The following is a 26,159-nucleotide window of genomic DNA, read 5'->3' as shown; positions in this document are numbered from 1 at the left end:
TATCCTTTCTGTTTCAAACGACCAGATCTGCTTCTTCATCTGGCCCAAAATACCCCGGGGTAGTCGCGCAGCGACGGGGGCAGAGCCCCCTTCCCCGATCAAATCCAGAACCTGTCCTTCACGACCGCGCTTCGCGGTCCGTCGGGCGTCTCTATCTCCAGCACGGTGCCCGGATCCCAATGGCTCAACCGCAGCATTCCAATCGAGACATTGACCTGAAAATCCGGCGACCACGCGGCCGAGGTCACCTGCCCAACAGGCTTGCCGCCGCCGTAGACAGGCCAGGGCCGATCACATGGCGGGACAGCATCACCGGAAATCTCAATCGGTCTGATCTGCTGCACGGGCCCCTCTTTGGCGACCCGCAGCAAAGCATCGCGCCCGACGCAACCGATAGCCGTGTGAGTGTTGCAGAACTTGCCGAGACCGCATTCGTGTGGCGTGTTGTCGTCGGTCATGTCGTTGCCGTAAGACAGCAAACCGCCCTCGATCCGTTCGATCAGGTTCGGACAGCCGGCGCGCACGTTCAGGTCTTCACCTGCAGCAAACAGAGCATTCCACAGTGGCATGCCGATATCTCCGCCCTCAACGTAAATCTCGAACCCGCCCTGCTTTGAATAACCCGACCGCGCAACGGCCAGATCGCGTCCTTCAAACTGAAACATATCGAATTTGAAGAACCGAATGTCGCGCACGCGGTCGCCGAACACCCGTGCCATCAGATCATCGGCTTTCGGTCCTTGTACCGCCAACGGAGAGACATCCGGCTCATCTACCAGAACATCCAGACGATAGCCGTTGGCCAATCCTTTCACCCAAAGCAGCAAATCGCTGTCGGCGATTGAGATCCACCACCGGTCGTCCGACAGTTTCACTGCAACCGGATCGTTCAGCATCCCGCCCGTTTCATCCACGATCGGTACATAGAAACACTGACCGGGCAGCATCCCGCGCAGGTCGCGTGGTGTCAGCATCTGCATCAGACGGGCGGCGTCCGGCCCCCGCAGCTCGACCTGGCGTTCGCATGAGACGTCCCAGACCTGCACATGGGATTTGAGATGCCCGTAGTCTGCCTCGACGCTTTCGAAAACCGTGGGCAGTAACATACGGTTATAGACGGTGTATCCCTTGACCCCCGCCGCCTCGACACCCTCAGAGAAGGGCGTGCGACGCAGTCGGCGAGAAAGTGAGATTTGAGCCATTCATGCCTCCTCAGGCAACACCAGCGTTGATGACAACCACTTTGGGCTGAAACGCCCGCATGTCTTACTTGGGTCCATGCCAGTCAATCGGACAAATTTCGGCGGATTTACCGCCGAAATCCCAGACACGACCATAGTCGCGCACCTTAGATTTGGTGCCCTTCGCCACGATAATGTCTGGCCCCATCCAGTATTTTGAGTTCGAGACCATCACGGGATGCTCTGGGTCCTTGCCTGCCAGCATCTCGATTTCACCCTGGATCTTGCGCCCGATCACGATGCGCCGCTTGGCGCCGTCACGCTCGATCACGACCGGAGCACGCTCAGCCCCGATGATCTCGCTGACCAGCATGGTAAACAGACCCGTTGTGCCACCTGCCTGACCGCTGAAGATCTGCAGCAGACCGTTATAGGCTTTGCCGCTGGCGCGTTCGTCGACATAGGCCGCGACCTTCCACTGACCTTCGCCCATACGGCCCGGGATATCGACCAGCAGGCCCACATTCAGGCCTGACAGGTCTTCGCCCTCATAATGACCTTCATCGATGATGATGCCCATCCAGGCATGGCAGTGCCCTTCTGTCGGAGGGTGCGCCCCAAGCGATACAACGCAGGGGCAGAACACATCGCATGAACAGTTCAGGATTAGTTCACCCTTGATGGCCCAATCGGTCGGGCTCATCTCGCGGCGTTTGGGGTTTGGCAACCGGCTGTCGATCCGTTGACTGATCGGCAGTTTGTCCGATTCCGGTTTTCTGTTTTTTGCCATCGGCTTATCCTCCGTATGCAATGTGATACGCCAGCAGTCCAAAACCGCCCGCAATCAGCGCGAACCCCATGGGTCGCGTTACCGCGTGCCCGATCTGAGGAAGTTTCTCCAACACCATGAACAGGGTCGCGAGACCCATCCACAACAAGCTCATAACCCCACCAACAAAGCCGAGCGCCATGAACCCCCAGCAGCATCCGACGCAGAACGAGCCCAGCCCCAAGCCCATTCGCAGACCGCCGGTGAAACCCGTCTTCCAGTGCCCAAGAAAATAGGTCATCGGGGCGTGGCAAACCCCATGGCAGACCTCTTTCACGCGGGTGAACTGGAATACGCCAACCGCGATCAGCAGCCCAGCTGCCAGATAGGGTGATTTGGCGATACCCAACATGTCAACCGCGCCACCAAACAGCAAAGCCAGTTGCAGGCTGGTGATCAGGGCCGCGAAACCGACCCAAACAATGAAGTAACCACTCAGAACGCCCAGCCACCCTGCCCGCGTTCCGTTTGCACTGCGGATCAGGTCGTCATAGCTGCGCAAGGTGGGCACAAGCGTTGGCAGCATCATCGCCGCCATCATGATGGCCCACATCCAGAATAGCGGGCCAAACTCGGCCATGGGCATATACATGTCCATCCGCGGATCCATCTCGGCCATGGCTTGTCCCATCGGGCCGGGCCTGCCGATCCAGTCCAGATCCATATCGCGGCTCATGCTGAACATCATCCACCACGCCCAAAGTATCGTGATGTAGAAGCCCAACCAAAGCGCGCTGCGGAAAACTGAGCGACTCACTTGCCCCTCCCGACTCAACTCTCTTGCTTTTCAAATGTCAGACTTTTAAATGTCAGACAAATGAAAATTCACGAATCTGTATAAACACCATGAAAATCGACCCGCGAAACCCTGCTGATCTGTCGGCCCAAATTGCCCAGGCAATCCGGGACGCGATCGTATCTGGCCGGTTGATTGTCGATGAGCGGTTGCCCTCCGAATCCGAGCTCGCTGATCAGTTTCAGGTCTCGCGCCCGACGGTTCGTGAGGCATTGAAGCGGCTTGCCGCACAGTCTTTGATCCGTACGCAACGCGGTGCATCGGGTGGTGCATTCGTGAACAGGCTGAACTTTGAGGATGCCTATTCTCAGCAGATTACGACCTCGACCCTGCTACTGTCGATGAACGCAGTCAGTTTCGATACGGCTTGCGAAGCCCGCTATGCGCTGGAACGTGCCTGTGCATCGCTTTCGGCGCGGCGACGCACAGCCGATCAACTGGCCACGATGCGAGCTGAAATCTTTCGGCAATCGCAACCGGGTTTGACGGATGAAGCCTTTTGCGCCTCTGACGTGGCCTTTCACCGCGCGCTGGTCGATGGCGCGTGCAATCCGGTTTTGTCCTACCAACTCGCGGGGGCTGTCGAAGCAATGCAGCCCCTGATGAACATGATTACCTTTACAGCTCGGTCGCGCGAACAGATCATCGCCCTGCACACCGACATCGCCGATGGGCTGGAGGCAGGCGATGCGGCGGCCGTGGATGCCGCGCTGATCAAACTGGAAAGCTATACGAGACAACTGGCGCAAGATGTCGCCGAACAGCGGCGCAAACCCGCATAAGAACGAAACCAACGAGGACCCCGAGCAGGCAGCATGACATCCGGCGACAAGACCGGAACTCTCACTATGAATTGAATATCAATGACTTACGGGAGGAAGTTATGAACCAAAGACCGGACCCAACCTTTTACCCATCGGCCAAACTGGCAATGGAGGGCCCAACCGAGACGTTGGCCTTCACGTTGATGCTCAGCCCCGATTTTTCGCAACCTGACGGGCTGGCCGTGGTGAATGTCGATCCGACATCGGATGACTATGGCAAGATCGTTCATCAAGTGATCATGCCGGAAAAAGGGGATGAATTTCATCACTTTGGCTGGAACGCCTGTTCATCAGCACTGTCACCGCTCAGCGGCCACGCATTTCTGGAGCGCCGCTATCTGATCATTCCCGGCATCCGGTCTAGCCGCATCTACATCATCGATGTGAAAAACCCGTTGGAAGCCAAGATCCACAAGATCATCGAACCCGAGGAAGTCTTTGCCAAGACAGGTTATTCTCGTCCTCATACGATCCATTGCGGCCCCGAGGGTATCTATGTCAGCACGCTTGGCGGTGGTGGAGAAGACGGAACCGATGGCCCTCCGGGTATTTTCATCATGGATTGTGAGAGTTTCGAGATCATCGGACGCTACGAGATCGAACGCGGCGTGCAGGACAAACATTATGATTTCTGGTGGAACCTGCCGCGCGACTACATGGTCAGCTCGGAATGGGGCCTGCCGCCGCAATTCGAGAACGGGTTGGTGGCTGAGGATCTATTGTCGAACAAATACGGCCACAGTATCCACTTCTGGAATCTGAGAAACCGCACCAACATCCAGACCATTGATCTGGGCGAAAACCATCAGATGGCGCTGGAAATCCGGCCTGCGCATGACCCGGTCAAGCAACACGGGTTCTGTGGCGTTGTTGTGGACACAACGAACTTGCAGGGGGCAATTTTCACTTGGTGGCGCTACGATGATGGTACGTTTGAAGCCAAGAAAACCATCACCATCGACCCGCAACCCGCTGATCCGGATGACTTGCCGGAACTGCTGAAAGGTTTTGCGGCCGTGCCGCCTCTGGTCACGGATATCGACCTCAGCCTCGACGACAAATACCTCTACGTCGCCTGTTGGGGCACCGGAGAAATGCATCAATATGATGTGTCAGACCCGATGAACCCTACGCTTGCGGGTAAGGTTGAAATCGGCGGGATCGTGAAGAAAACGAAACATCCCAACGGTCAGACATTCGGCTACGGCCCTCAGATGGTGGAGATCAGTCGCGACGGCAAGCGCGTCTACTGGACCAATTCTCTCTATTCCACTTGGGACGATCAGTTCTATCCCGAAGAAGGTGGGGCAGCGATGGTCAAGGCGGATGTAGGTGAAAACGGTGGCCTGACGCTTGATCCCAAGTTCTGGGTCGAGTTCCCCAAAGGCTATCGCAGCCACCAGATTCGTCTTGAGGGTGGAGACTGCTCGACTGACAGCTTCTGCTACCCTTCAGTCTGACTTGGAGGTTCTGATGACATCAACGGCTGGCCTTTGGTTGGCAGTTGTTCTCAGTGGTGCCTATCACGGATTGAACCCCGGGATGGGTTGGCCTCTGGCCGTGTCGTCCGCCCTGATGGAGCGACGGCAATCCGCCCTCTGGCGCGCCCTTGCAGCGCTCGCCGGAGGGCATTTTCTGGCCATGCTGGGCGTCCTATTACCCTTCGCATTGATGGCCGTATTGGTTGATTACCAATGCGAAATCCGGATCGCCGCCGCCCTGATCGTGATCGCGATGGGGGCTTATATCGCCATCACCCGACGCCATCCTCGCATGCTGTCCCGCATCCCGCCTGGCAGGCTGGCGCTCTGGTCCTTTCTGGTGGCGCTGGCCCACGGGGCTGCGCTGATGCTGGTGCCGATATATCTGGGCCTTTGCGGGCTGGATGAGCTGGATGCGGGCCACCGGGCAGTGTCTAAAATCATGACCACAAACGGGATATTGGTGCTCGCCGTCGCCGCGCTGCATACCGCTGCGATGGTACTTGGCGGGGGCATTCTGGCCTTTGCTGTCTATCGCTGGCTTGGTCTGCAATTCTTGTCGCGCAGTTGGTTCAATCTGGAACTGGTCTGGGCGCTTAGCCTGATTCTGGTCGGTGGTCTGGGACTGTGGTCGGCGATCTGATCAAATCTCATTTCTGTAAGGCCTTGTATCTTGGTCAAAAACCGGTTTTGTCTGCCACCAAGACAGTCAGGAGGCATCGAGATACAAATCAGCGCACGCCCAACCGAAATCCTTCGTCAAGGTCGATGGAGCAATGGCAGGTGGCCACAACTCATGCCTTCACCCGCGAACTCGCAGCGGGCACCCTGCCCGCTGACAAGATGCGCTGGTAACTGCAACAGGACTATCAGTTCGTCGATGGCTTCGTACGCCTTCTGGCCAGCGCGATTGCGCATGCACCTAGCCTTGCAGACAGTGTGCCCGCGGCGCAATTCCTTGCGGTGATCACCGGGCCGGAAAACACCTATTTCCTGCGCGCGATGGCGGCTCTGGATACGGCACCCATCAATCAGCCTGCGCCTGCGACATTGGCCTTCCAACAACTGATGGCCGAAGCTGCCGCATCGGGCCGGTATGAGAACATGCTGGCGGTTCTAGTGGTCGCCGAATGGGTCTACCTCAGTTGGGCCACCCCGGTGAATCCCCCGGCCCCGGCCCTTCCGTTCTGGTTTGCCGAATGGATTACGCTACATGCAGGCGAAGGGTTCGAAGGTGTGGTCGCCTATTTGCGCGACCAGTTGGACAGGGTCTGGCCCACGCTGGATGCCGATGCGCAGGCTGAGGTGACACGCCTGTTCCACCGTGCCGTCGAACTTGAACTGGAGTTCTTTGAAGCCGCGTACGCGGCCTGACAGAGGGGAATAAGATGGTCTCGGCGTTGAACATTCTTGCCGCAGTTCTGACGATCGGATTCGGCGCATTTGGCTTTCTGGCCCCTACTTTCACCGTAAATGCGCTGGATCTGGCCCCTACCAACAGTACGATGGGCCTTAGCGAGATGCGTGCCTCGGTTGGAGGCTTATTTGTGGTCACAGGCATCGCGGTTCTGTGGCTGAACCATCCGATGGCTTATGTGATGCTGGGCGTGGTTTATGCAGGTGCTGCGCTGGGACGGTTCGTCTCGGTGGCACTGGACAACCCTCCGCTGGTCAAAGCGCTGACATTCGGGGGAATCGAGTTGGTTCTGGCCCTTTGGTTGATCCTCGCGAACATGAACAAGACGGCGTAAGTTATTGGCATTATTGCGCGCTGCAATCTTCAATCTGAGTTTGCATCGGGCCTGATCCTCACCTATATAAGACATGTCCTTCGGGACTATGGACATAAACGCGCTCGTAATAAGCGGATCGGACCCGGGGGCGGTACCCGGCGGCTCCACCAATCATCCTTCGTTTGGGGATCATGGGGCCGAAACAGGATCGACGAACGTCTAAAGGGGTTAGCTTTGTCTCGGCTGTCTGCCACCGTTATCGGCGAAACTAGTACAATTGCAAACGACAATCGTGCTCCGGTTGCAGTTGCTGCGTAAGCAGTAGCAAGACCGAAACTTAAGCCCTTGCGCCTAGCCGCGTAAGGCGGGGTTCGCAGGTACCTGGCAACAGAAACCTGCATTTTTTCCTCTTATGTCTGTTTCTTGCTCAGAACTCACCCGAGATTCAGTGTTTATTCACTTCTCTGTTTCATCCTTTCGTCGGATGACAGGAGGTCGAGATGTCGAAAGCAGACAAGTTGCGCGCGTGGTATTCTGAGGTCTGGGAAAAGGGAAACATTGACGCCATCGACCAATTCTTTGCCCCGGATACACTGGCCGAGGGGCTGATCCCCGAGATGCAGGTTGGCGCGGATGATTTCAGGGATCTCGTAATGGCCTTTCGACATGTTCTTGGCGACATCTCGGTAGAGTTGCCAAAGATCATCGAAAACGGCGATTGGGTATCTGGTATTCTTCACGTTCGCACGTTCCGAGCTGATAATGGCGCTCCGCTTGAAGTGACCGGGCAAGTGATGGCGCGGTTCAAGGGTGATAAGATGGTCGAAGCCTACAATCAGTTTGACTTCATTTCGCTCTTTGAGCAGTTGGGGCAATTTCCTCAGGACACATTGCCCGTTTGCATGACAGGCCAAAGACTAGACTGGGCCTGAAGCACGCAACCGCACGCTTGACCGCAGCTGAGTTTCCGCGCTAGCAGAAAACGCGGGGTTGGCTTGCGAACACCCTATCAGATGGCAGATCAAGTTCGCATGTATCCGAACCACGAAGGAGACATGCGATGGCCGCCACCGGGTCACAGACACTGGCTCCGTCCATGTTGGAACTGGTCCGAGTGTTCGGCCGTATCGGCCTTTTGTCCTTTGGCGGCCCTGCAGCGCAGATTTCCCTGATGCATCAAGAGCTTGTCGAGCGGCGCGCGTGGCTCGACGAACAGACCTATCTGCGCGCTCTATCGTTGTGCATGCTGCTGCCGGGCCCCGAAGCGATGCAACTCGCCACCTATGCAGGTTGGCGGCTACGCGGCGTTGCCGGAGGTTTGGTCGCCGGCACCCTTTTCGTCCTGCCCGGTGCCTTTGTAATCGCGGTTCTGGTCGCGCTTTATGCCGCGTATGGCACGCTCCCGCTGGTGCAAGCCGGATTTCTGGGCGTGAAAGCAACGGTCATTATCATCGTTCTGAAAGCGCTGCGAAATCTCTCGCGCAAAGCGCTGACAGATCGTGAACACCAAGTGATCGCCGTGCTCGGGTTTCTGGGTATATTCGTCTTCAACCTGCCCTTCCCCTTGATTATCCTGTGCGCAGCGCTCTGGGGATATGTCACATCGAAGGACACCGCGCCGGTTCCGACCGGGCCGCTCCCCGCAGCTTCCCATCCAATCCGAACCTGCATGATCTGGCTGCCCTTGTGGCTAGGTCCGCTGGTGCTTTTGGAACTGAGTGATCAGAATTTGCTCAGCGATCTTGGCTGGTTCTTCGCCAAGCTTGCCGTGGTCACGTTCGGCGGCGCCTATGCGGTTCTGGCGTATATGACTCAAACTGTAGTTGAGACATATCAATGGATCAGCACGGACCAAATGATCGATGCGCTGGGACTGGCTGAAACCACACCCGGGCCCTTGATACTGGTGACACAGTTCGCCGCCATGCTCAGCGGTCAACTTGCCGGGGGCGCGGCATTAGCGCTGGCGGCAGGTGCGGTCGCTCTCTGGGCGACTTTTGTACCGTGTTTCTTATGGATATTCCTTGCGGCTCCACATCTGGAGCGAATCTCCGCTCGCCCACACCTGGCAGCTGCGATGCACGGGATCACGGCTGCGGTTGTCGGAGTGATTCTCAACCTGTCCGTGTGGTTTGGTCTGAACGTGTTATTCGGCAATATCGTCGGATGGGCTTGGGGGCCGGTTTCTCTTCCCTTGCCTGACCCAAACACGCTGAATTTCGATGCTCTGATCCTTACCTTGGCCGCTGGCGCGTTGATTTTCCGTTTGAAATCCGGTTTAGCCACCACATTGTTCTTAATGGTTCTGGCCGGAATCGGATTGCACTTTTTGTAATCAATGCAGCCCAGCACGGCCTTTCGTTTCCGTCCAAATCCCTTATGCTGAGATCAACCACTTTCGAAGGATCAACCATGTCGCAAGACATCGACTACGGGAATTTGATGCACACGGCCATGCGCGGCCTGATCAAGACCGTCCTGACGGGCGTGTCTGAACATGGCCTGCCCGGTGCTCATCATTTCTTTATCACGTTCGACACGCGGCAAGAGGGTGTCGAACTGGCTGACTGGCTGCGTGAACGGTATCCGGACGAGATGACAATTGTCATGCAGCACTGGTTCGAGAATCTTGAGGTCGGAGAGAACGGGTTTTCAATCACTCTGAATTTCGGTGACGCGCCGGAACCGCTGTATATTCCATATCTTGCCATCAAGACCTTCGTGGACCCTTCGGTCGAGTTCGGCCTGCGCTTTGAAAGCCCTGAAGATGAGGACGAGGCGGATTACCAGCCTTCCGAAGCTCCGATGGAGGTGGATGTGGAAGAGCCCGAGCCACATCATGATGCCGATGTGGTCTCGTTGGACAGCTTCCGCAAATAAGCCGCTTCAAACCCCGCCTGGTGCGGGGTTCATTCCTTTTTCAGGAAAGTCTCGACCGAGCGTGATTTCACGCCATTCCGAAATCTGGAAAACGACAGATCCAAACCGCCTTCCGCGAGGGTGCGATCGAACTGTTGCAATTCGTAATCGCCTGTCTCTCCGATGAACAACGAGAATACGGTCAGCGTATCACCCTCGATCCGGCCCCAGACAAAGGGCTCTCCCTTCATCGGGTCCAGCGGCACTTCGTGACCGAACACATTGCGCTTCATAGCAGCGGAATACACATCAGGACGTTCAGTTGTCTGGAAATCGACTGAGTATTTCCCCTCTTTGATCCGCCCATCTTCCTTATAGGTTGTCGTCGTCCAGCTGATATTGAAACCGCCCCGTATTTCGTGAATCGAAACGCTCATATCCCGGGGCATAGATGTACCATCAGAATCAACCACATCGGCTGAACCGACGTAGTCCCCAACAAATGATTTGATGGTGTTAGCCAAAGCATGCGGCGCCAGAAACGCCAGGAAAGTCGTCATGACGAGGGCGAATATGATCCCGTATCGGGCCGATCCAAAAACTGTCACGCGCATAGCTGCCTCCGTCGCGAGTCTTCTTTCCATTCTAACTTTAGCCCGCCCGTGTACAATGGCACTGTTTTCGCTAACAGAAATTATTTGAGCGGGTGCCTCATCTATACCTTTGAACAGCCGATGTTTAAGGTGCGCGCAACTGGCCGATTGCGTCACGACACCGCTCGGGCTAAACGGCATACAACCGCATACCAGACGGAGTGACAGATGTCCCAGACCCGCACCGAATCCGACAGCTTTGGCCCGCTTGAGGTTCCTGCTGACAAGTATTGGGGCGCTCAAACGCAGCGTTCGATCATGAACTTTCCCATTGGTTGGGAAAAGCAACCCGTCGCTATCGTGCGCGCGCTGGGCGTGATCAAGAAAGCTTGCGCGATGGAAAACAAGGCCATCGGCAAGCTGGACGCCAAGATCGCCGATGCAATCATTCAGGCCGCTGGTGAGGTGATCGAGGGCAAGTTCGACGACAACTTCCCACTGGTCGTTTGGCAAACCGGATCCGGTACCCAGTCGAACATGAACTCGAATGAGGTAATTGCGAACCGCGCTATCGAAATTATGGGCGGCGTGATCGGCTCGAAAGACCCGGTGCATCCGAACGATCACTGCAACATGGGCCAGTCGTCGAACGACACCTTCCCCACCGCCATGCATATTGCGACTGCTGTCAGCGTGCGCGACGTGTTGCTGCCCGGCCTGACCAAATTTGCGGAGGCGCTTGAGAAAAAGGCGGCTGAGTTCGCCGGTATCATCAAGATTGGCCGCACACACACCCAAGATGCAACTCCGCTGACGCTGGAGCAGGAATTCGGAGCCTATGCCCACCAGATCCGTCAGGGTATCGCCCGGGTCGAGACCGCGATGCCTGGCATCTATGAGCTTGCTCAGGGAGGCACCGCCGTTGGCACCGGTTTGAACACCCATGGTGGCTGGGACGAAGCCGTCGCTGCCAATATGGCTGAAATCACCGGCCTGCCCTTCGTAACCGCTCCGAACAAATTCGAAGCATTGGCAGCACATGACGCTATGGTCTTCCTGTCGGGTGCTTTGGCGACCATCGCTGGTTCTTGCTACAAGATCGCCAATGACATTCGCCTGTTGGGTTCTGGACCGCGTTCGGGACTGGGTGAGCTAATCCTGCCCGAGAACGAGCCGGGTTCGTCGATCATGCCGGGCAAGGTCAATCCAACGCAGGCCGAGGCACTGACGCAGGTGGCTGCCCACGTCATGGGTAATGATGCTGCAATCAAATTCGCGGGCTCACAGGGTCACTTCCAGTTGAATGTCTACAACCCGATGATGTCCTATAACCTGTTGCAGTCGATCCAGTTGCTGGGTGATGCCACCGACAGCTTTACCGAGCGGATGTTGCTGGGCATTCAGGCCAACGAACCGCGCATCGACAAGCTGATGAAGGAATCGCTGATGCTGGTCACTGCACTGGCTCCGACGATCGGCTATGACAACGCCACCACGGTTGCCAAGACCGCGCATAAGAACGGCACCACCCTCAAGGAAGAGGCGATTGCGCTGGGCTTTGTGGACGAAGCGACGTTTGACGCAGTCGTGCGTCCTGAACAGATGATCGGCCCGAAAGACTGATGGGTAAGCCGGTCAATCTGAACCGGTATCGAAAAGAAAAGGCGCGGGCCGACAAGAAGGCCCGTGCAGACCAAAACGCTGTGGCTTTTGGTCGGACCAAGGCCGAGAAAGAGGTGGTGAAGCTGCAGCAGGACAAACTGAAGCGGGACCTCGACAATCACGAGCTGGATGAATGAGCGGCCGCCCGATCAAACGATCACTGACCCTCAAGGGCCATCGAACATCGGTATCCCTTGAGGATGAATTCTGGCGGGCATTCCGTGACATAGCCGAAGAAAAAAAACAGGCAATCAACGCATTGGCCGCCGAGATTGATGTAGAGCGTGATCCGGAAACCGGTCTCGCTTCGGCCATTCGGGTTTTTGTTCTGAATTGGTATCGAACCCGCGATTGACGCTTGTCACACACTTTCCAGAGCGTATAGCTTAAGATGGAACAAAAAGGGTACATTGTCATGAGCAAAACTGTTACCGGACCCGATGGCCAACCGCGCTGCGCCTGGTGTCAGGCCGCGCCCGAGTTCTTTAACTATCACGATGAAGAATGGGGCTATCCGGTTGCGGATGACCAGCGATTGTTCGAGAAACTGTGCCTCGAGAGTTTTCAGTCAGGCCTAAGCTGGCGGACGATCCTGAATAAGCGAGAGAACTTTCGCAAAGCCTTTAGTAACTTTAATTTCAACAAGATGGCTACGTTTTCTGAAGCAGATGTTGAACGTCTTCTGCAAGACAGTGGCATCATACGGCACCGTGGCAAGATCGAAGCGGTGATCAACAACGCCCGCCGCGCGCAAGAGTTGATCAAGGCCGAGGGCTCTCTGGCCGCTTATGTCTGGCGGTACGAGGCCGAAACGCCTCCGCCGCCGCAAACGGCATCAACCTCACCGGAATCCATCGCAATGTCGAAGGCTCTGAAGAAACGGGGGTGGAAGTTCGTCGGCCCCACCACGGTCTTTGCCTTCATGCAAGCCATGGGTTTGGTCAATGACCACGCCGAGGGGTGCATCGGACGTAAAAAAGCGGCGCAGTTGCGCCGCTCTTTCACCAAACCTGTCTGAAGATCAGATCGAGGCGCGATAAATCTTTTCGATATTGCTGCCCAACGCGGCATTGAACTCTGCATCCGACTGCTGCTTGGACAGGCCTTCGGTCAACGCACGCGAGAATGAGGCGATCATCTTGCCGTTCTGATCCAGCAAATCACACGCTTGTTCGGTCGAGTAGCCGCCCGACAATGCGACCACGCGCAGAACACGCGGATGATCCGCCAGCGCATCATAGAGGTTTACCTGGCTCGGGATGGTCAGTTTCAGCATGACCTCCTGCCCCTCGGCCAGTTGATCGAGGTTTTTCAGAATCTCGGCTTTCAGAATATCCTCGGCCTCAGCTTTGGTTTCCGAGTGGATGTTCACCTCGGGCTCGACAATCGGCACCATGCCCGCGTCTGTCACAACGCGCGCCACTTCGAACTGTTGCGCCACAACCGCGGCGATGCCTTCGTTGTTGGCCTCATGAATGACCGAACGCTCTTTGGTGCCGAATACGCCTTCCGCCTTGGCAAGCGTTTCGGCCAGACCCGGGATCGGTTTCATCATTTGAACGCCATTGGCCTGATCCTCGAGACCCTTGTCGATCTTCAGGAACGGCACTATCTGCTTGGCCGACCAAAGGTAATCCGCGACCTTCTTCCCATCAATTTCTTCACCAAGAGTCCGTTCGAACAGGATCGCACCGATCACCTTCTGACTGGTGAAGTCATCGGCCAGAATGATGCGCGCACGCATTTTCTGGATTTCACCGAACATTTCTTCGTCTGAGCTGTAGTCCGACGCCTCAACGCCATAAAGCGCCAGCGCCTTAGGTGTCGAACCCCCGCTTTGGTCCAGTGCTGCAATAAATCCTGCGCCTTCGGACATCTGTGCGCGCTGTTCTGCCTTGGACATAACTCATTCCCGTTCAATATGATTCCGTATTTGTCCTCCGCATACAGCAAGCCGTCGGACGATGGTAGTTTGTTAGCGCTCAACCAGACGTAACCAAATACCGTCTTTCGAGCGGACCGTCAGATGCGCGACCGGTATGGGCGTTTTGCCCTCTATTGTTTCGAAGCGAAAACGCCGCAACAGAATCGACAGGATCAGTGGGCCTTCAATCATGGCAAAACCCGCACCGGTGCAGACCCGTGGGCCGGCGGAAAACGGGATATAAGCCTCGCGCAGGCATGTTCGACCATTTTTAGTGGCCCAACGCGCAGGATTGAAATCGTCGGGGTTGTCCCACAGGCGCTCCTGCCGGTGCAGGTGCCATGGGCTGATCACGATCTGCGCGCCCTTCGCAATATCCCGGTCGCGGAAGCGTTCCGGGCCTGTCGTCTCACGCACCATCATGGGTACAGGCGGGTAGAGTCGCAGCGCTTCACGAAACGCGTCTCGGCTGAGCCTCAGCTTCGACATCACGGCAAAATCGTCGATATTGACCGCCTGCGCCTCGTTTGCGACCTTCTCTTGCCAATCAGGATAAAGCGCCATGAGATAGAGCGCCCACGCCAAGGCCGAAGCACTGGTTTCGTGCCCTGCAAGAAAGAAGATTGCCACCTGATCGATCATTTCTTCGGTGCCAAAACAAGCGCCTGTCTCCGGGTCGGGCGTCGTCATGATCTTCGTCGCGAGGTCATCCGGAGCGTTACCCGCAGAGATCGCGTTCGCACGTTCCGCTGTCAGACGACCAATCAGTGTCCGGATTTCCCGCGCCGTCTCCCGGGTTCGGCGCATATGAAACCGAGGCATCCAACGTGGCAGCGGAATAAACGCGGCCAGATTCAGCAGCGGTTGCGCACGTTGATAGGTGCGGAACTTGTCAAAAACCTGCGTTGCGACCTCATGCTCAATCGGGACCGAGAACAGGGTGCGAAAGATCACATCGGCAGCAACGTGGCTGGTGATCTCTTCGCATTCCACCACCTGACCGGCCTGCGCGGTCAATCTATCGACACAAGCCTGCGCCGCATCGACCATGGCCGGAAAACTGTCTTTCAGCCGCCCGCCCTCGAACGCCGGGTCGATGATCCGCCGCTGACGCTTCCATGTTTCTCCATTGGTCAGGAAAACCGATTGCCCCAACAACGGACGCAGCCCTTCGCTGATACGCTCGGATTTGGGGAAATCGTCTGGCCGGTCTTTCAACACGGTTCTGATCAGATCGGGCTGGTTGATCATGTAAGACCGAAAGAACGGCGTTTTGAATTCGGCCATCCAAGCGCGGTAGAGCCTTTGTGGCTGAGCTGACAACAGATCCTTTCGGAACAGGCGCATGTACTGCCAGAGAGATACCTTGTCGGGGCGCGCCTGTGGCTTCGGTGGTCTCATGCGCGCACCGAAGTGTATTTTGAGGTCGGTTTCTCGATACGTGATTGTGAGGGTGTGCGGTCCCTAAACCGGTTCGCCAAGGTCCTGGGGCCTGCGGTAATACGGAAATAGTCATAATCTCCGGGCCGATCGAATGCGCCGAGATATTGAAAATGCAGACGGAAGAATCGCCATCGTAACTGCTTCCAGCGTTCAGCGGACAGGGTCTGGGTGAAGGCGGCTGACAACACCAGAGGCCCGCGCTTCTGAGATGTCGCGACACCACTGACGGCAACCGGATCGCATAACGCGAATGCGCAGCCATCCCCCGGAGCTGAGACATCGACCCATGTCAGATCAGGGTGCTCTGATAGATAACGCAGGTCCGAACGTAACCCGCTGGCATCTGGCAGAAAGGACACCATCGGTACAACCTGCCCCAATGTCAGGAAAGATAATGCAGGACCGTCGCTTGGAATCTTCTGGCCCCGCAACAGCTCTGCCAGTACCGAGATACCCAGATGGGCTCCTGAACTGTGGCCTACAACCAGAACCTCATCCACATCGGCCTCAAGGGAGTCTGAGATCAGGTTGGAAAATTGCCTCAGCCGTTGTTTCATTTCTGGCGCATACGAGCCCCGCAGGCGCGCTGAATGCGCGTAGTCATGCATCAGGTAATAGGCAAACAACCGATTATCGAGCTTCCGAAACCAGAGCAGTAGCGCATAGGCGACCCCAATCGCAGGCAACAGTCCCCACCCCCCGATCAGTGGATGCAGCGCAGCGGACAGACCCCAGGCAAACCCCAGAGCGGCGATCAGTTGCAACAACAGCATACCGACGGGATAAAGCGCTGCGATCACCGGGCCTTTGCGCAACTGCATCAAGCGCCAAAGTGTTCCCGTCGAGATATAAATCCAAGCAGTGCGAGCAAGCTGCAGATAGGTCGCAGGGATTGAGCGCGCCATGCTCTGGCGCACGATATCGGACCATACCAGCACATCGACCACCGCCGCGACCGTGGCCCCTTCCTGTTCCGAATGTATCTGCCAACCATAAAGGTCATTCCCGGTTCGCCCGCGGATCGAGATTTCATATCCCGAAATCGCAGCCTGGGCCTGGCCTTCGGTGCGGTAAAGCTCACGATAGCGGCGCGGATGAATCGGGTCGTAGCCGGGAATATAGAACACCCGGCGTTTGCGCACTTCTGGATGGGGTTGTTGACTGCTCATTGACCCGGCCCTCTGCCGCGCAGATTAGCGCAGAGCGGCAAGCGGTGTAAGACCCGCCGTCGCGACATCCACGTTTAGCGCCAGAGGGTTAACCGAACGTGGCCAGAACCGGGAAAGTTTCCAGCAGCCACCAGCTGAATTCGGTGAACAGACCTGTAATCAGCATAATACCCACGAACAGCAGTAGCCCGCCCATCACCTTCTCAATGGTCGCCATATGCGGTTTGATCCGGTTCATCACGGACATCGAGCGGTTCAGGAACATTGCCGCCAGCAGGAAAGGAATCCCCAAGCCCGCCGCATAGACGCCCAGCAGCAGGGTGCCCCGCGCGACCGAGGCTTCGGATGCAGCCAGCGAAAGAATTGCACCCAGCTGAGGCCCAATGCAGGGCGTCCAGCCGAACGCAAAGGCAAGGCCAAGAATATAGGCTCCGAAGACCGAACCACCGGAATCCCCAGTCTCAACCCGCGCTTCGCGATCCAGTAGCGGGATACGGAAGACGTTCAGAAAGTGCAGTCCGAAAACGATGACCACCGCACCTGAGAGTTTGGCGAAAAGCACTTGATTCTGCAGAACAAACGCCCCGAAGGCAGAGGCCGTGAAGCCAAGCAGCAGGAACACCGTCGACAGACCCAAAACGAAGAACAGCGCCGACAGGGTCGCCTTGCGGCGCGCGCGCGCCTCGTCCTTCATCTCGTTGATCGAAACGCCGCTCATATACGCCAGATATGGTGGCACAATCGGCAACACACAGGGCGATAAAAAGCTGATCAAACCGCCGAGCATGGCGATGAACATGGCGGGCAGAAGCCCCGCGTCGATGATATCTATTCCGAACATGGAATAGCACATATGGTATCAAATCGATTTCGTCACGGGGCCATTCAGTCACATCCTCGTGGTTGCACGCTGGACAGCATCGCGCGTTGGAAATATCTCAATCCCATGACTGATGAGACCGAAACACTCGACGCGCTGGGGCTGTTGTGCCCGCTGCCCGTGCTGAAAGCGCGAAAACGGCTGAAATCCCTACCCGCCGGAGGGTTGCTGCGCGTGCTTGCTGATGATCCGGCGGCCATCATCGACGTGCCGCATTTCTGCAGTGAGGCCGGGCATACGCTGGTTTCGCAGGACACAACAAATGGATATCAGGTTTATCTGATCCAAAAATCCGGTTGATCAAAAAAGAAAAAGGCGGACCTGATGGCCCGCCCTTTCGATCATTGTCCCAGTGACCACCAACCGCGCCGTTTCGGCTTGGCCGGGGTTGGCTCGGGTTCTTCCGCAACGGTTTCAAGAACAGGTTCCGGTGTTTCTTCCGCCTGAGCTTCCTCGGTCGCGACTTCCGGTTCTGGCTCAGCAGCCTCGGCTGTTTCTGTCTCAGCGGCTGCTTCGGGTTCTGACATATCCTCTGCGACGGCTTCTGGTTCCGGCTCCACCGCGGCGCTCTCGGTTGCCGCATCCTGCTCCTCATCCGCCACTTCAGCAACCTCTGCCTGGACCGGCTCAGGCTCCGAAGTGCTCACTTCGGCGGCAGGCTGAACCTCCTCAGAAGCGTCCGCTTCGACCTCTTTCTTGCGACGACGCGGAGCACGGCGCTTCTTAGGCTTCTCAGCCTTCTCCGCCGCTTCGACAGCAGGCTCTTCTTCGACTGCTTTTTCCTCAGCGGCTGCATCGTCATTCGCAGCATCCGACGCGACAGCATCATCCGCATTGTCGTCCGAAGTCTCGGCACCACCTTCTGCGGCCTCAGCATTGCCAGAGCTCTTCTTCCGACGCCGCCGACGCCGCTTGCGCTTGGGTTTTGCTTCTTCTTCGGCCTGTACATCGGTCTCTTCGACGACTTCTTCCTCTTCCGAGGCATCCACCATGTCCATCAGCGAGGCATCAACCGAAACTACAGGTGCCGTCGCCTCAGGCACCACACGGCTGGCGGTCTTGAATTTCTCCATCGAGAAATCAGGGCTGACCAGATGCACGTCGCCCTCGATCCGAACCGACAGGCCATAGCGCGCCTCGATCTGCGCGATATGCTCGCGCTTCTGGTTCATCAGGAAGTTCGCAATGCTGACCGGGCAGCGCACCAGAACCTCGCGCGAACGGCGGCGGGTGCCTTCCTCTTCGATCTGGCGCAGGATCGACAACGCCATGTTGTCGTCCGAACGGATCAGGCCGGTGCCATGACAGGCCGGGCACGGCTGCGTAGTGGCCTCAATCATGCCGGGGCGCAGACGCTGGCGACTCATCTCAAGCAGTCCAAAGCCCGAAATCCGGCCCACCTGAATGCGTGCACGATCAGTCTTCAGTTTGTCTTTCAAACGCTTCTCGACGGCCGCGTTGTTCTTGCGCTCGTCCATATCGATGAAATCGATGACGATAAGACCGGCCAAATCGCGCAGACGCAGCTGACGCGCCACCTCTTCGGCGGCTTCAAGATTGGTCTTGAGCGCGGTTTCCTCGATCGAGCCTTCCTTGGTCGCCCGACCCGAGTTCACGTCAATCGCCACCAGCGCTTCGGTTACGCCGATCACGATGTAACCACCGGATTTCAGCTGTACCGTCGGGTTGAACATTCCCGCCAGATAGCTTTCGACCTGATAGCGCGCAAAAAGCGGCAGCGCGTCCTCATACCGTTTCACGTTCTTGGCGTGGGACGGCATGATCATCTTCATGAAGTCCTTAGCGATGCGGTAACCGCCCTCGCCTTCAACCAGAACCTCATCAATATCACGGTTGTAGAGGTCGCGGATCGACCGTTTGATCAGATCGCCTTCCTCATAAATCTTCGCAGGCGCGATGGATTGCAACGTCAGTTCACGGATCTGCTCCCACATGCGCTGCAGGTATTCATAGTCGCGCTTGATTTCGGATTTCGTCCGCTTGGCCCCAGCCGTGCGTACGATCAGACCCGCACCCGTCGGTACGTCAATTTCAGCGGCAATATCTTTGAGTTTCTTCCGATCCGCAGCGTTGGTGATCTTACGGCTGATCCCGCCGCCACGTGCCGTGTTTGGCATCAGCACACAATAGCGGCCAGCCAGCGACAAATAGGTGGTCAGCGCAGCACCTTTATTGCCACGCTCTTCCTTGACGACCTGCACCAGCAGAACCTGGCGCACTTTGATCACTTCCTGGATCTTGTAACGACGCGGGCGCGGCTTGCGCGGAGGACGAATGTCCTCGCTATCATCTTCATCCGCTACGGATTCGATCGAGTCGTCTTTCGACGCTGCATCGGTGCTTTTGCCTTCTGCCTCGTCATCTGCATCCGGATCGTCGTCAGAAACCTTTGCCTCTTCAACATCAGAATCGGCCTCGACCTCTTCCGAGGCGACATCCCCGGCTACTTCCTCTGCTTCGGCAGGAGCTTCTTCTTCCGCGTCAGCGGTCTCATCAACGGCCTCAGCAGACTGTTCTGCCTCTTCTGATGTGGCATCCTCTACCGGCGCTTCCTCAGCCGCAGGCTCGACACTATCGCTGGGCTCTTCTACCGGAGTTTCGGCAACAATCTCCATCGGCGATGTCCCCTCAGGCACATCGGCTTCTTCACTGTCATCCAGATCAATAGTTTCCATGCCAGTCGGCTCAGAGGAAACCTCCAGCGTCTCGACCGGATCGTCCGATTTCACATCGGCAGCTTTGGACCGCGAGCGCGACCGGCGCTTTTTCGGTTTTGCTTCTTCGGCCTCGTCGCGCACCTTCATGGCCTCAGCATAGGCGCGCTCTTCCTCCATCAGCGCCTCGCGGTCAGCGACGGGGATCTGATAATAGTCCGGGTGAATTTCCGAGAAGGCCAGGAAACCATGACGATTTCCGCCATAATCCACAAAGGCCGCCTGCAGAGACGGCTCGACCCGAGTTACTTTTGCAAGATAGATGTTGCCAGCAAGCTGGCGTTTGTTTTCGGATTCAAAGTCAAATTCCTCAACCTTGTTTCCGTCGACCACCACAACGCGGGTTTCCTCCGCATGGGTGGCATCGATAAGCATTTTCTTAGCCATGTGTCCTTGGTGCACCGCGCCAAACGCGTTGTCCTGACCCGTCCAGGCGGACAGGCGCTTTTGGGGAGGTGTCTTGTACGGGCGATATCGGACGGCGCGCGGCAGGGTCTGGCGCATTGGCCCCCTGCCCGTATACTCAATCGTTGCGCGCGCGTCATCGCGGTTCTTCTCCGACAGGCGCGTCTCGACGCGGCCCGCCCATTTATTCCTTTCGCCCGCATTTACGGGCTCAGGCGTTCATCTGCCCCAACCAGGGCACAATCGGTCTGCCGTGCCGCGCGGGATCGATCCTCACCATCAGCTCAGCAGCGAAACTCAAAATAACGGGGCTTGCAGGCACAAATGCCCGGCCCGTCTGCTCACAATAAAAGCAGTCCTGTGGAAAAGACAATGGGCAAACTGCACGACACTGCCCTCAAGCGCCACTGGATCCCTTCATCTGGCCATAAATATCTCGGGGGTGAATTGAACCGAAGGCTCAAGAGGGGGCTGGCCCCCTCACGACCCTTACAAATAGTCCGAACGCTGCAGCCCGTATTTGGCCATCTTCTCGTTCAACGTCCGGCGCGGCAGGCAAAGCTCATCCATCACCGACGCGATTGAGCCCTTGTGACGCCGCATGGTATTATCGATCAGCATCCGTTCGAAGGCTTCGACATATTCCTTCAGCGGCTTGCCCTCAGTCGTCATTACCGGCTGCATTTCCTCATGATCGGACATCAGCAGCGAAGCAATCGTCCCCGAGCCGCGTCGTGACTGCAGCACAGCGCGTTCCGCGATGTTGATCAACTGACGCACGTTCCCCGGCCACGGTGCCTGCAACAGCTGTGCCGCCTCCTGAGCGCTGACCTGAGGTGAATCACAGCCGTATTCCTCGGCGAACTGCTCGCTCAAACGCGTGAACAACGTCAGAATGTCTTCACCGCGCTGACGCAAGGGCGGCATCGTGATGCGCAACGCCGCAAGGCGATAGAACAGGTCCGGTCGCAGAACATCCTCGGAGGTTTTGCCCGCTTCCTGCAGGTTCGAAATCGCCACGATCCGCGTTTCTGCAGGCGTCCCCTGCTCATTCATAACACTTAGCAAACGCGCCTGCAGCGTGTCACTCAGCGCTTCGACATCTTCGAGGACCAGCGTACCGCCACGCGCCTCTTCGATGGCAGGCAATTGGGTGTCCTCGGGCAACATCGGACCGAACAGGCGTTTCGACAACGCTTCCTCTTCCAGCGCAGCACAAGAGACCAACACAAATTTCTTTCCAGCGCGGCTGCCAACCGCGTGCAGCGCGTGGGCCACCAACGTTTTGCCGGTCCCGGTTTCCCCATCAATCAGGACATGGCCGTCCGCCTGCCCCAAATCCAGAATATCCTCGCGCAGCCGTTCCATGACTGGGCTAGCCCCGATCAGCTTGTTCATGATCTGCGTACCACCCGACAGCTCGCGCCGCAGGGCACGGTTGTCCAAAGTCAGACGCCGCGCATTACTGGCGCGTTTGGCCAGTTCAGACATCCGGTCAGGGTTGAAGGGCTTTTCGAGGAAATCGAACGCCCCGACGCGCATCGCCTCAACAGCCATAGGAACGTCGCCATGACCTGTGATCATGATCACCGGCAGCGTGCTGTCCGCCCCCATCAGCTTTTTCAGCAATTGAATGCCATCCATCCCAGGCATCTTGATGTCCGAGATCACGATTCCCGGATATTCGGGCCCGAGCACCTTGAGCGCATCCTCAGCGCTGGCGAAAGTTTCGGTGTCATATCCCGACAGAGCCAGCCATTGGCTGATCGACTGGCGCATGTCCTGTTCATCATCCACGATGGCGATTTTCATGGCCTGTGCCATAGTCATTTCCTTTATTCCGCGGCCTCAAGGCCGTCGCTTCCCAGAATGGGCAATTGCATCTCAAACACCGCGCCGCCCTGTTGGCCGTTGCGCGCGGTCAGCCGTCCGCCATGGTCGTTCACGATCCCGGACGAGATGGCAAGCCCCAGACCCACGCCGTCTCCCGGGCGTTTGGTCGTATAGAACGGTTCAAACAGGTTCTCGATATCCTCGATCCCGTGACCATTGTCGCGCACGGTCAGAATAGCGGTGTCACCCGCGGCGAGGATGATCTCGACATCCGGTTCCTGCACAGATTTGGTGGCGTCCAGCGCATTGCGCAAGAGATTGACCATAACCTGTTCGATCCGCATCCGATCTCCCATCACTATAACAGGTTCTTCGGGCAAAATCTGCGTGATCTTAACATGCCGCTGGCGCAGTTGCGGCTCCATCATCGACAGACTTGAGGCCAGCGCTTCCCCAAGGTTTACTGGCGAAAACGCATCCGCGCCCTTACGCGCATAGGATTTGAGCTGGCGCGTGATCGCCCCCATCCGTTCAATCAGCCCGTCGATGCGGCCAAAGCTGGCCAGCGCCTCTTCGGGCCGGTTCCGACGCAGCAACAGACGCGCGCCCGCAAGATAGGTTTTCATCGCAGCCAGCGGCTGATTCAACTCGTGACTGACCGCCGCAGACATCTCACCAAGCGCCGCCAGTTTCGAACTTTGCGCAAGGGTTTGCTCGGCAACTTCCAGCGTCTTTTCAACGCGTTCTCGCTCAGCAATTTCCCGCTGCAGCCTTACGTTCAATGCGCGAAGCTCCGCCGACTCGCGTTGGAACAAGGTCATGCGTGACGTGGCCCTACGGCTGAGTGCATAGAAAGCCAGCGCCAGAAGAATCGCAAACGCCATGATTTCCAGCGCCAGAACGCTGTTCACCTTCTCCCGTATCGAGGAATAGGTGGTAAACGACATCATCTGCCATCCTCGGAAGGGAATACGGGTCTCCATCCGCATCACAGCCTCGCCCTGCAGATACGCGTCGGGCGGTAATGCATTCCAGTCTGTTGTAGCTCGGATCGCGCGCTGTATCGCACTTTGCGGAGGTTGCCGCAGGATAGCGGTGCTTTCGTCCAGACCACGCCATTGAGGTTCCGTCGAAAGAATAATTGTTCCGGTACTGTCCGTAACCATCACCGCATCCGAAATCCCGGCCCAGGCGCGCTCGAACTTTTGAAGGTCTACCTCAACCACGATCACGCCAAGGATTTCGGAATTGGCCTCGATCCGGCGCGAATAAGTAAAACTGTAGCCGCCTGCTTCGCGCGGAATCACCGAAAATATGGTGGCGTTGGAGCGCATCGCGTCAATAAAATAGGGCGATCCGCGATGTCCCTCGCCCAGTCGGTTCCGCTCGGTCGCCGCCCGTGTCAGCCCGTCCCGGTCCAACAGAAAGATTGAGGCCGCCCCGATCTCTTCAACAAAAGAGATCAGGCGTTGGCTGGACAACGTATAATCACTGGATTGAAGCGCCGAGATCAGCGTCGGGTCCCGCGCAAGCAATTGCGGCACAATCGAGTTGCGCCGCAGTTCACTCAGCAGGTTGCCGGAATACAGCGTCAGGCGCAGTTCGGCGCGGTTGCGTGTGGATTCCGTAAAGCGGTCGGTCAGAAGGCTGTTGGTGATCCATACCGTGGCGACGGTCGCAATCAGCAACAGGAAGACGGCAAGGCGCAGTCGCCAGCCCATAGGCGACCCGCGCAGCCGATTCAAAAATCCAGCGCTGTGTGATTGATCTTCCGCACTCATCCTTTGACGCTACGCGTCCCGACCGATCACCTCAAGTCACGCTGGTGCCAGCACCCCTGCCAATGCGCGGAAGAGCGCCGTCCCATCAGTGCCTCCATGGCCTGAATCCGCCGCCCTTTCGGGATGCGGCATCATCCCCAACACGCGACGGTTGTTTGACAAAATGCCTGCAATATCGTCACGCGAACCGTTGGGATTGTCGGCATATGTAAAGGCGATGCGGTCCTGATCTTTCAGCGCCGCCAGAGTCTCATCATCGGCGAAATAATTGCCGTCATGATGCGCAATCGGAATGTCGATCACATCCCCGGCATTGTAACCTTCGGTGAAAGCGCTGTTGCTGGTTGCGACTTTCAGACCGATGGTCTTGCAGATGTATTTGAGACCCGCGTTCCGCAGCAGCGCGCCCGGCAGAATGCCGGTTTCAGTCAGGACCTGAAAACCGTTGCAAATACCTACTGCATAGCCACCCCGTTCGGTATGAGCGGCCAATGCCTTGCAGATCGGCGATTGCGCGGCAATCGCGCCACAGCGCAGGTAATCGCCATACGAGAAGCCCCCCGGCACGCCGACTATATCGACGCCCTCGGGCAGCGTGGCGTCTTTGTGCCAGACCATATCAACCGAGAACCCGGCCTGTTCGAAAGCAACGGCAAGATCGCGGTCACAGTTGGACCCAGGGAAAACGATGACGGCTGCGCGCATGGCGGACCCTCCTAAGAGACAAAGTCAGTGATAACGGCAACACCCGGAGGCGTTGGATGGTCAAAGGCGGCAAGCTCAGCGCTTGCTTGATTCAGTGAGATTTGGCGTGTGACCAGCGGGCTTAGGTCGACCCCTCCGCCTGCGATCAACGACAGAAGCGACGGATAGCGCCAGCTGGGCATGCCGCGCGTTCCGTAGACGGACAATTGACCGGAATAGAGAACATCCATCGGCAAAGCCATTGTGGTGTGATCGCCAGCAGGCATACCGATTTGCACCATCCGGCCCAGTTTGCGCAGCGAGCGCATGGCAGACACGGTTGTGACCTCGATGCCCAGAGCCTCGATAGCAACATGTGCGCCACCGCCCGTCAGGTCTTTGACCGCTTGCGGCGCGTCGCAAGTGGTCGCATTGACCACTGCGTCTGCGCCAAGGCTTTTTGCATAGGCCAGCTTGTCGTCTGCAATGTCGACTACGATCACGCGGGTGCCCAAAGCCTTGCCCAGCAGCAGGGTCGAGATACCGACTCCTCCGCCACCGAAGACGGCCAGCCATTCCCCGCCCTGTATCCGCGCCCGACCGACCAGGGCCTGCCACGCGGTCGTCACCCGGCATCCCAGCGCCGCCGCAATCTCAGGAGCCAATGTGTCAGGCAGAGCGGTCAGATTCGCATCTGCATGGGCAACCGAAATGAATTCGGCAAAGGCACCATCACAGGTGAACCCCGGAACAACTTGATCGGAGCAGATCGTCTGATGGCCCTGCGCACAATCGGAACAATGCCCGCAGGCCAGAATGAAAGGTGCAATCACCCGATCCCCGACGCGCCAGCGGATGACCCGGTTACCGACAGCGACGACTTCGCCGCAATACTCATGGCCTGGGATCATCGGCAGGACAACATCCGGGTCAGAACCGGACCACGCGTGCCAGTCAGAGCGGCATACGCCACAGGCCAGAACCCGCACGACAACGCCATCCTCCGCCGGTTCCGGGTCAGGAACCGTCGTCACCTCAAGCGGCTGTCGATAAGAGATCAGACGCGCGGCCCGCATGCCCTCAGACCAGTTCGATCTCGTAGCGTTCGATGACCGTGTTGGCCAACAGCTTTTCGCACATCTCGGTCACGTCAGCCTCGGTCGCACCTTCGGCGAGTTCCAGATCGATGACCTTGCCCTGACGCACGCCTTCGACCTGATCAAAACCCATTGCACCCAATGCGTGACGCACAGCCTCGCCCTGCGGATCCAGAACCCCGTTCTTGAGCATCACATGCACACGTGCCTTCATGTTCGAAAACTCCAGTCGTGGACCGCTCTCGGGTCC

27 protein-coding genes and 1 other RNA gene are annotated in these 26,159 nt (G+C 57.4%); 14 read left to right on the top strand and 14 right to left on the bottom strand.

Going from position 1 to position 26,159, the window contains the following annotated elements; genetic code table 11:
• Positions 1–98: 98 nt before the first annotated feature.
• From ACR0IV_RS03910 to ACR0IV_RS03900, 3 genes are all read right to left on the bottom strand, one after another.
• Entirely contained in the window at positions 99–1,202 is a 1,104-nt protein-coding gene (locus ACR0IV_RS03910) for a dimethylsulfoniopropionate demethylase (protein ID WP_480657749.1), read from the bottom strand.
• Between the two features lie 64 nt (positions 1,203–1,266).
• Entirely contained in the window at positions 1,267–1,971 is a 705-nt protein-coding gene (locus ACR0IV_RS03905) for a DUF1326 domain-containing protein (RefSeq protein WP_480657751.1), read from the bottom strand.
• A 4-nt stretch (positions 1,972–1,975) separates the two neighbouring features.
• The gene (locus tag ACR0IV_RS03900; protein ID WP_480657753.1) at positions 1,976–2,767 is read right to left on the bottom strand and encodes a DUF2182 domain-containing protein; all 792 of its coding nucleotides are present in this window, start codon (positions 2,765–2,767) and stop codon (positions 1,976–1,978) included.
• An 89-nt stretch (positions 2,768–2,856) separates the two neighbouring features.
• On the opposite strand from ACR0IV_RS03900, the gene ACR0IV_RS03895 reads away from it, so the two are divergent.
• The 9 genes from ACR0IV_RS03895 (at position 2,857) to ACR0IV_RS03855 (ending at position 9,724) form a co-directional block, all read left to right on the top strand.
• Positions 2,857–3,588 (top strand): FadR/GntR family transcriptional regulator, encoded by a 732-nt coding sequence (locus tag ACR0IV_RS03895; protein ID WP_480657754.1) that lies wholly within the window; start codon positions 2,857–2,859, stop codon positions 3,586–3,588.
• Between the two features lie 101 nt (positions 3,589–3,689).
• Complete coding sequence (locus ACR0IV_RS03890; protein WP_480657756.1) at positions 3,690–5,090, top strand: selenium-binding protein SBP56-related protein; 1,401 nt, start codon at positions 3,690–3,692, stop codon at positions 5,088–5,090.
• A 13-nt stretch (positions 5,091–5,103) separates the two neighbouring features.
• Positions 5,104–5,754 carry a hypothetical protein gene (locus tag ACR0IV_RS03885; protein WP_480657757.1) on the top strand — a complete coding sequence of 217 codons (651 nt, stop codon included), beginning with the start codon at positions 5,104–5,106 and terminating at the stop codon, positions 5,752–5,754.
• Between the two features lie 212 nt (positions 5,755–5,966).
• The gene (locus ACR0IV_RS03880) at positions 5,967–6,485 is read left to right on the top strand and encodes a TenA family protein (protein ID WP_480658563.1); all 519 of its coding nucleotides are present in this window, start codon (positions 5,967–5,969) and stop codon (positions 6,483–6,485) included.
• Between the two features lie 14 nt (positions 6,486–6,499).
• Positions 6,500–6,862, top strand: a complete 363-nt coding sequence (locus ACR0IV_RS03875; RefSeq protein ID WP_480657759.1) for a DUF4345 family protein — start codon at positions 6,500–6,502, stop codon at positions 6,860–6,862.
• Between the two features lie 36 nt (positions 6,863–6,898).
• Positions 6,899–7,246: a transfer-messenger RNA gene (ssrA, locus tag ACR0IV_RS03870) on the top strand.
• 98 nt (positions 7,247–7,344) lie between these two features.
• A complete protein-coding gene (locus ACR0IV_RS03865; protein WP_480657760.1) occupies positions 7,345–7,776 on the top strand; it encodes an ester cyclase in 432 nt (143 codons plus the stop codon).
• A 128-nt stretch (positions 7,777–7,904) separates the two neighbouring features.
• The gene (gene chrA, locus ACR0IV_RS03860) at positions 7,905–9,179 is read left to right on the top strand and encodes a chromate efflux transporter (RefSeq protein ID WP_480657762.1); all 1,275 of its coding nucleotides are present in this window, start codon (positions 7,905–7,907) and stop codon (positions 9,177–9,179) included.
• 77 nt (positions 9,180–9,256) lie between these two features.
• Positions 9,257–9,724: an SspB family protein gene (locus tag ACR0IV_RS03855; RefSeq protein ID WP_480657764.1), complete on the top strand. Its 468-nt coding sequence runs from the start codon at positions 9,257–9,259 to the stop codon at positions 9,722–9,724.
• A 29-nt stretch (positions 9,725–9,753) separates the two neighbouring features.
• Here the strand turns inward: ACR0IV_RS03855 and ACR0IV_RS03850 are convergent, their stop codons facing one another.
• The gene (locus ACR0IV_RS03850; protein WP_480657765.1) at positions 9,754–10,317 is read right to left on the bottom strand and encodes a hypothetical protein; all 564 of its coding nucleotides are present in this window, start codon (positions 10,315–10,317) and stop codon (positions 9,754–9,756) included.
• 207 nt (positions 10,318–10,524) lie between these two features.
• Here ACR0IV_RS03850 and fumC point away from each other — a divergent pair, with 207 nt between their 5' ends.
• Genes fumC through ACR0IV_RS03830 form a run of 4 tightly spaced genes read left to right on the top strand, consistent with a single transcriptional unit; the run spans position 10,525 to position 12,976 of the window.
• Positions 10,525–11,919, top strand: a complete 1,395-nt coding sequence (gene fumC, locus ACR0IV_RS03845) for a class II fumarate hydratase (protein WP_480657766.1) — start codon at positions 10,525–10,527, stop codon at positions 11,917–11,919.
• A complete protein-coding gene (locus tag ACR0IV_RS03840; protein ID WP_480657767.1) occupies positions 11,919–12,095 on the top strand; it encodes a DUF4169 family protein in 177 nt (58 codons plus the stop codon). Before fumC ends, ACR0IV_RS03840 begins: the two co-directional genes overlap by 1 nt.
• Positions 12,092–12,313 carry a ribbon-helix-helix domain-containing protein gene (locus tag ACR0IV_RS03835; protein ID WP_480657768.1) on the top strand — a complete coding sequence of 74 codons (222 nt, stop codon included), beginning with the start codon at positions 12,092–12,094 and terminating at the stop codon, positions 12,311–12,313. The genes ACR0IV_RS03840 and ACR0IV_RS03835 overlap by 4 nt, the downstream gene beginning before the upstream one ends.
• Before the next feature lie 60 nt (positions 12,314–12,373).
• Positions 12,374–12,976, top strand: coding sequence for a DNA-3-methyladenine glycosylase I (locus tag ACR0IV_RS03830; RefSeq protein WP_480657769.1), 603 nt, complete (start codon positions 12,374–12,376; stop codon positions 12,974–12,976).
• A gap of 3 nt (positions 12,977–12,979) precedes the next feature.
• On the opposite strand, the gene ACR0IV_RS03825 is transcribed toward ACR0IV_RS03830, so the two are convergent.
• The 4 genes from ACR0IV_RS03825 to ACR0IV_RS03810 all read right to left on the bottom strand — a co-directional run bounded on the left by ACR0IV_RS03825 (position 12,980) and on the right by ACR0IV_RS03810 (position 17,335).
• On the bottom strand, positions 12,980–13,861 hold the full coding sequence (locus ACR0IV_RS03825) for a fructose bisphosphate aldolase (protein WP_480657770.1): 882 nt from the start codon (positions 13,859–13,861) through the stop codon (positions 12,980–12,982).
• 72 nt (positions 13,862–13,933) lie between these two features.
• The gene (locus ACR0IV_RS03820) at positions 13,934–15,283 is read right to left on the bottom strand and encodes a cytochrome P450 (protein ID WP_480657772.1); all 1,350 of its coding nucleotides are present in this window, start codon (positions 15,281–15,283) and stop codon (positions 13,934–13,936) included.
• Positions 15,280–16,494: a hypothetical protein gene (locus ACR0IV_RS03815; protein ID WP_480657773.1), complete on the bottom strand. Its 1,215-nt coding sequence runs from the start codon at positions 16,492–16,494 to the stop codon at positions 15,280–15,282. Before ACR0IV_RS03815 ends, ACR0IV_RS03820 begins: the two co-directional genes overlap by 4 nt.
• Before the next feature lie 88 nt (positions 16,495–16,582).
• Positions 16,583–17,335: a cytochrome c biogenesis CcdA family protein gene (locus tag ACR0IV_RS03810; protein ID WP_480657774.1), complete on the bottom strand. Its 753-nt coding sequence runs from the start codon at positions 17,333–17,335 to the stop codon at positions 16,583–16,585.
• 105 nt (positions 17,336–17,440) lie between these two features.
• Here ACR0IV_RS03810 and ACR0IV_RS03805 point away from each other — a divergent pair, with 105 nt between their 5' ends.
• The gene (locus ACR0IV_RS03805; RefSeq protein ID WP_480657775.1) at positions 17,441–17,674 is read left to right on the top strand and encodes a sulfurtransferase TusA family protein; all 234 of its coding nucleotides are present in this window, start codon (positions 17,441–17,443) and stop codon (positions 17,672–17,674) included.
• 41 nt (positions 17,675–17,715) lie between these two features.
• On the opposite strand, the gene ACR0IV_RS03800 is transcribed toward ACR0IV_RS03805, so the two are convergent.
• The 6 genes from ACR0IV_RS03800 to purS all read right to left on the bottom strand — a co-directional run bounded on the left by ACR0IV_RS03800 (position 17,716) and on the right by purS (position 26,123).
• Positions 17,716–20,496: an Rne/Rng family ribonuclease gene (locus ACR0IV_RS03800; protein ID WP_480658565.1), complete on the bottom strand. Its 2,781-nt coding sequence runs from the start codon at positions 20,494–20,496 to the stop codon at positions 17,716–17,718.
• 507 nt (positions 20,497–21,003) lie between these two features.
• Positions 21,004–22,338, bottom strand: a complete 1,335-nt coding sequence (locus tag ACR0IV_RS03795) for a sigma-54-dependent transcriptional regulator (protein ID WP_480469890.1) — start codon at positions 22,336–22,338, stop codon at positions 21,004–21,006.
• An 11-nt stretch (positions 22,339–22,349) separates the two neighbouring features.
• Positions 22,350–24,128: a sensor histidine kinase gene (locus tag ACR0IV_RS03790; protein ID WP_480657776.1), complete on the bottom strand. Its 1,779-nt coding sequence runs from the start codon at positions 24,126–24,128 to the stop codon at positions 22,350–22,352.
• A 36-nt stretch (positions 24,129–24,164) separates the two neighbouring features.
• Positions 24,165–24,833 (bottom strand): phosphoribosylformylglycinamidine synthase subunit PurQ, encoded by a 669-nt coding sequence (purQ, locus tag ACR0IV_RS03785; protein WP_480469892.1) that lies wholly within the window; start codon positions 24,831–24,833, stop codon positions 24,165–24,167.
• A gap of 11 nt (positions 24,834–24,844) precedes the next feature.
• Entirely contained in the window at positions 24,845–25,888 is a 1,044-nt protein-coding gene (locus tag ACR0IV_RS03780) for a zinc-dependent alcohol dehydrogenase family protein (RefSeq protein WP_480657777.1), read from the bottom strand.
• A 4-nt stretch (positions 25,889–25,892) separates the two neighbouring features.
• A complete protein-coding gene (purS, locus tag ACR0IV_RS03775; protein WP_170374301.1) occupies positions 25,893–26,123 on the bottom strand; it encodes a phosphoribosylformylglycinamidine synthase subunit PurS in 231 nt (76 codons plus the stop codon).
• Between the last annotated feature and the right edge of the window lie 36 nt (positions 26,124–26,159).

The organism is Ruegeria sp. C2 (assembly GCF_056537765.1).
Note: the sequence above shows the minus strand (reverse complement) of the source record. Positions and strands in the feature narration are given on the sequence as shown.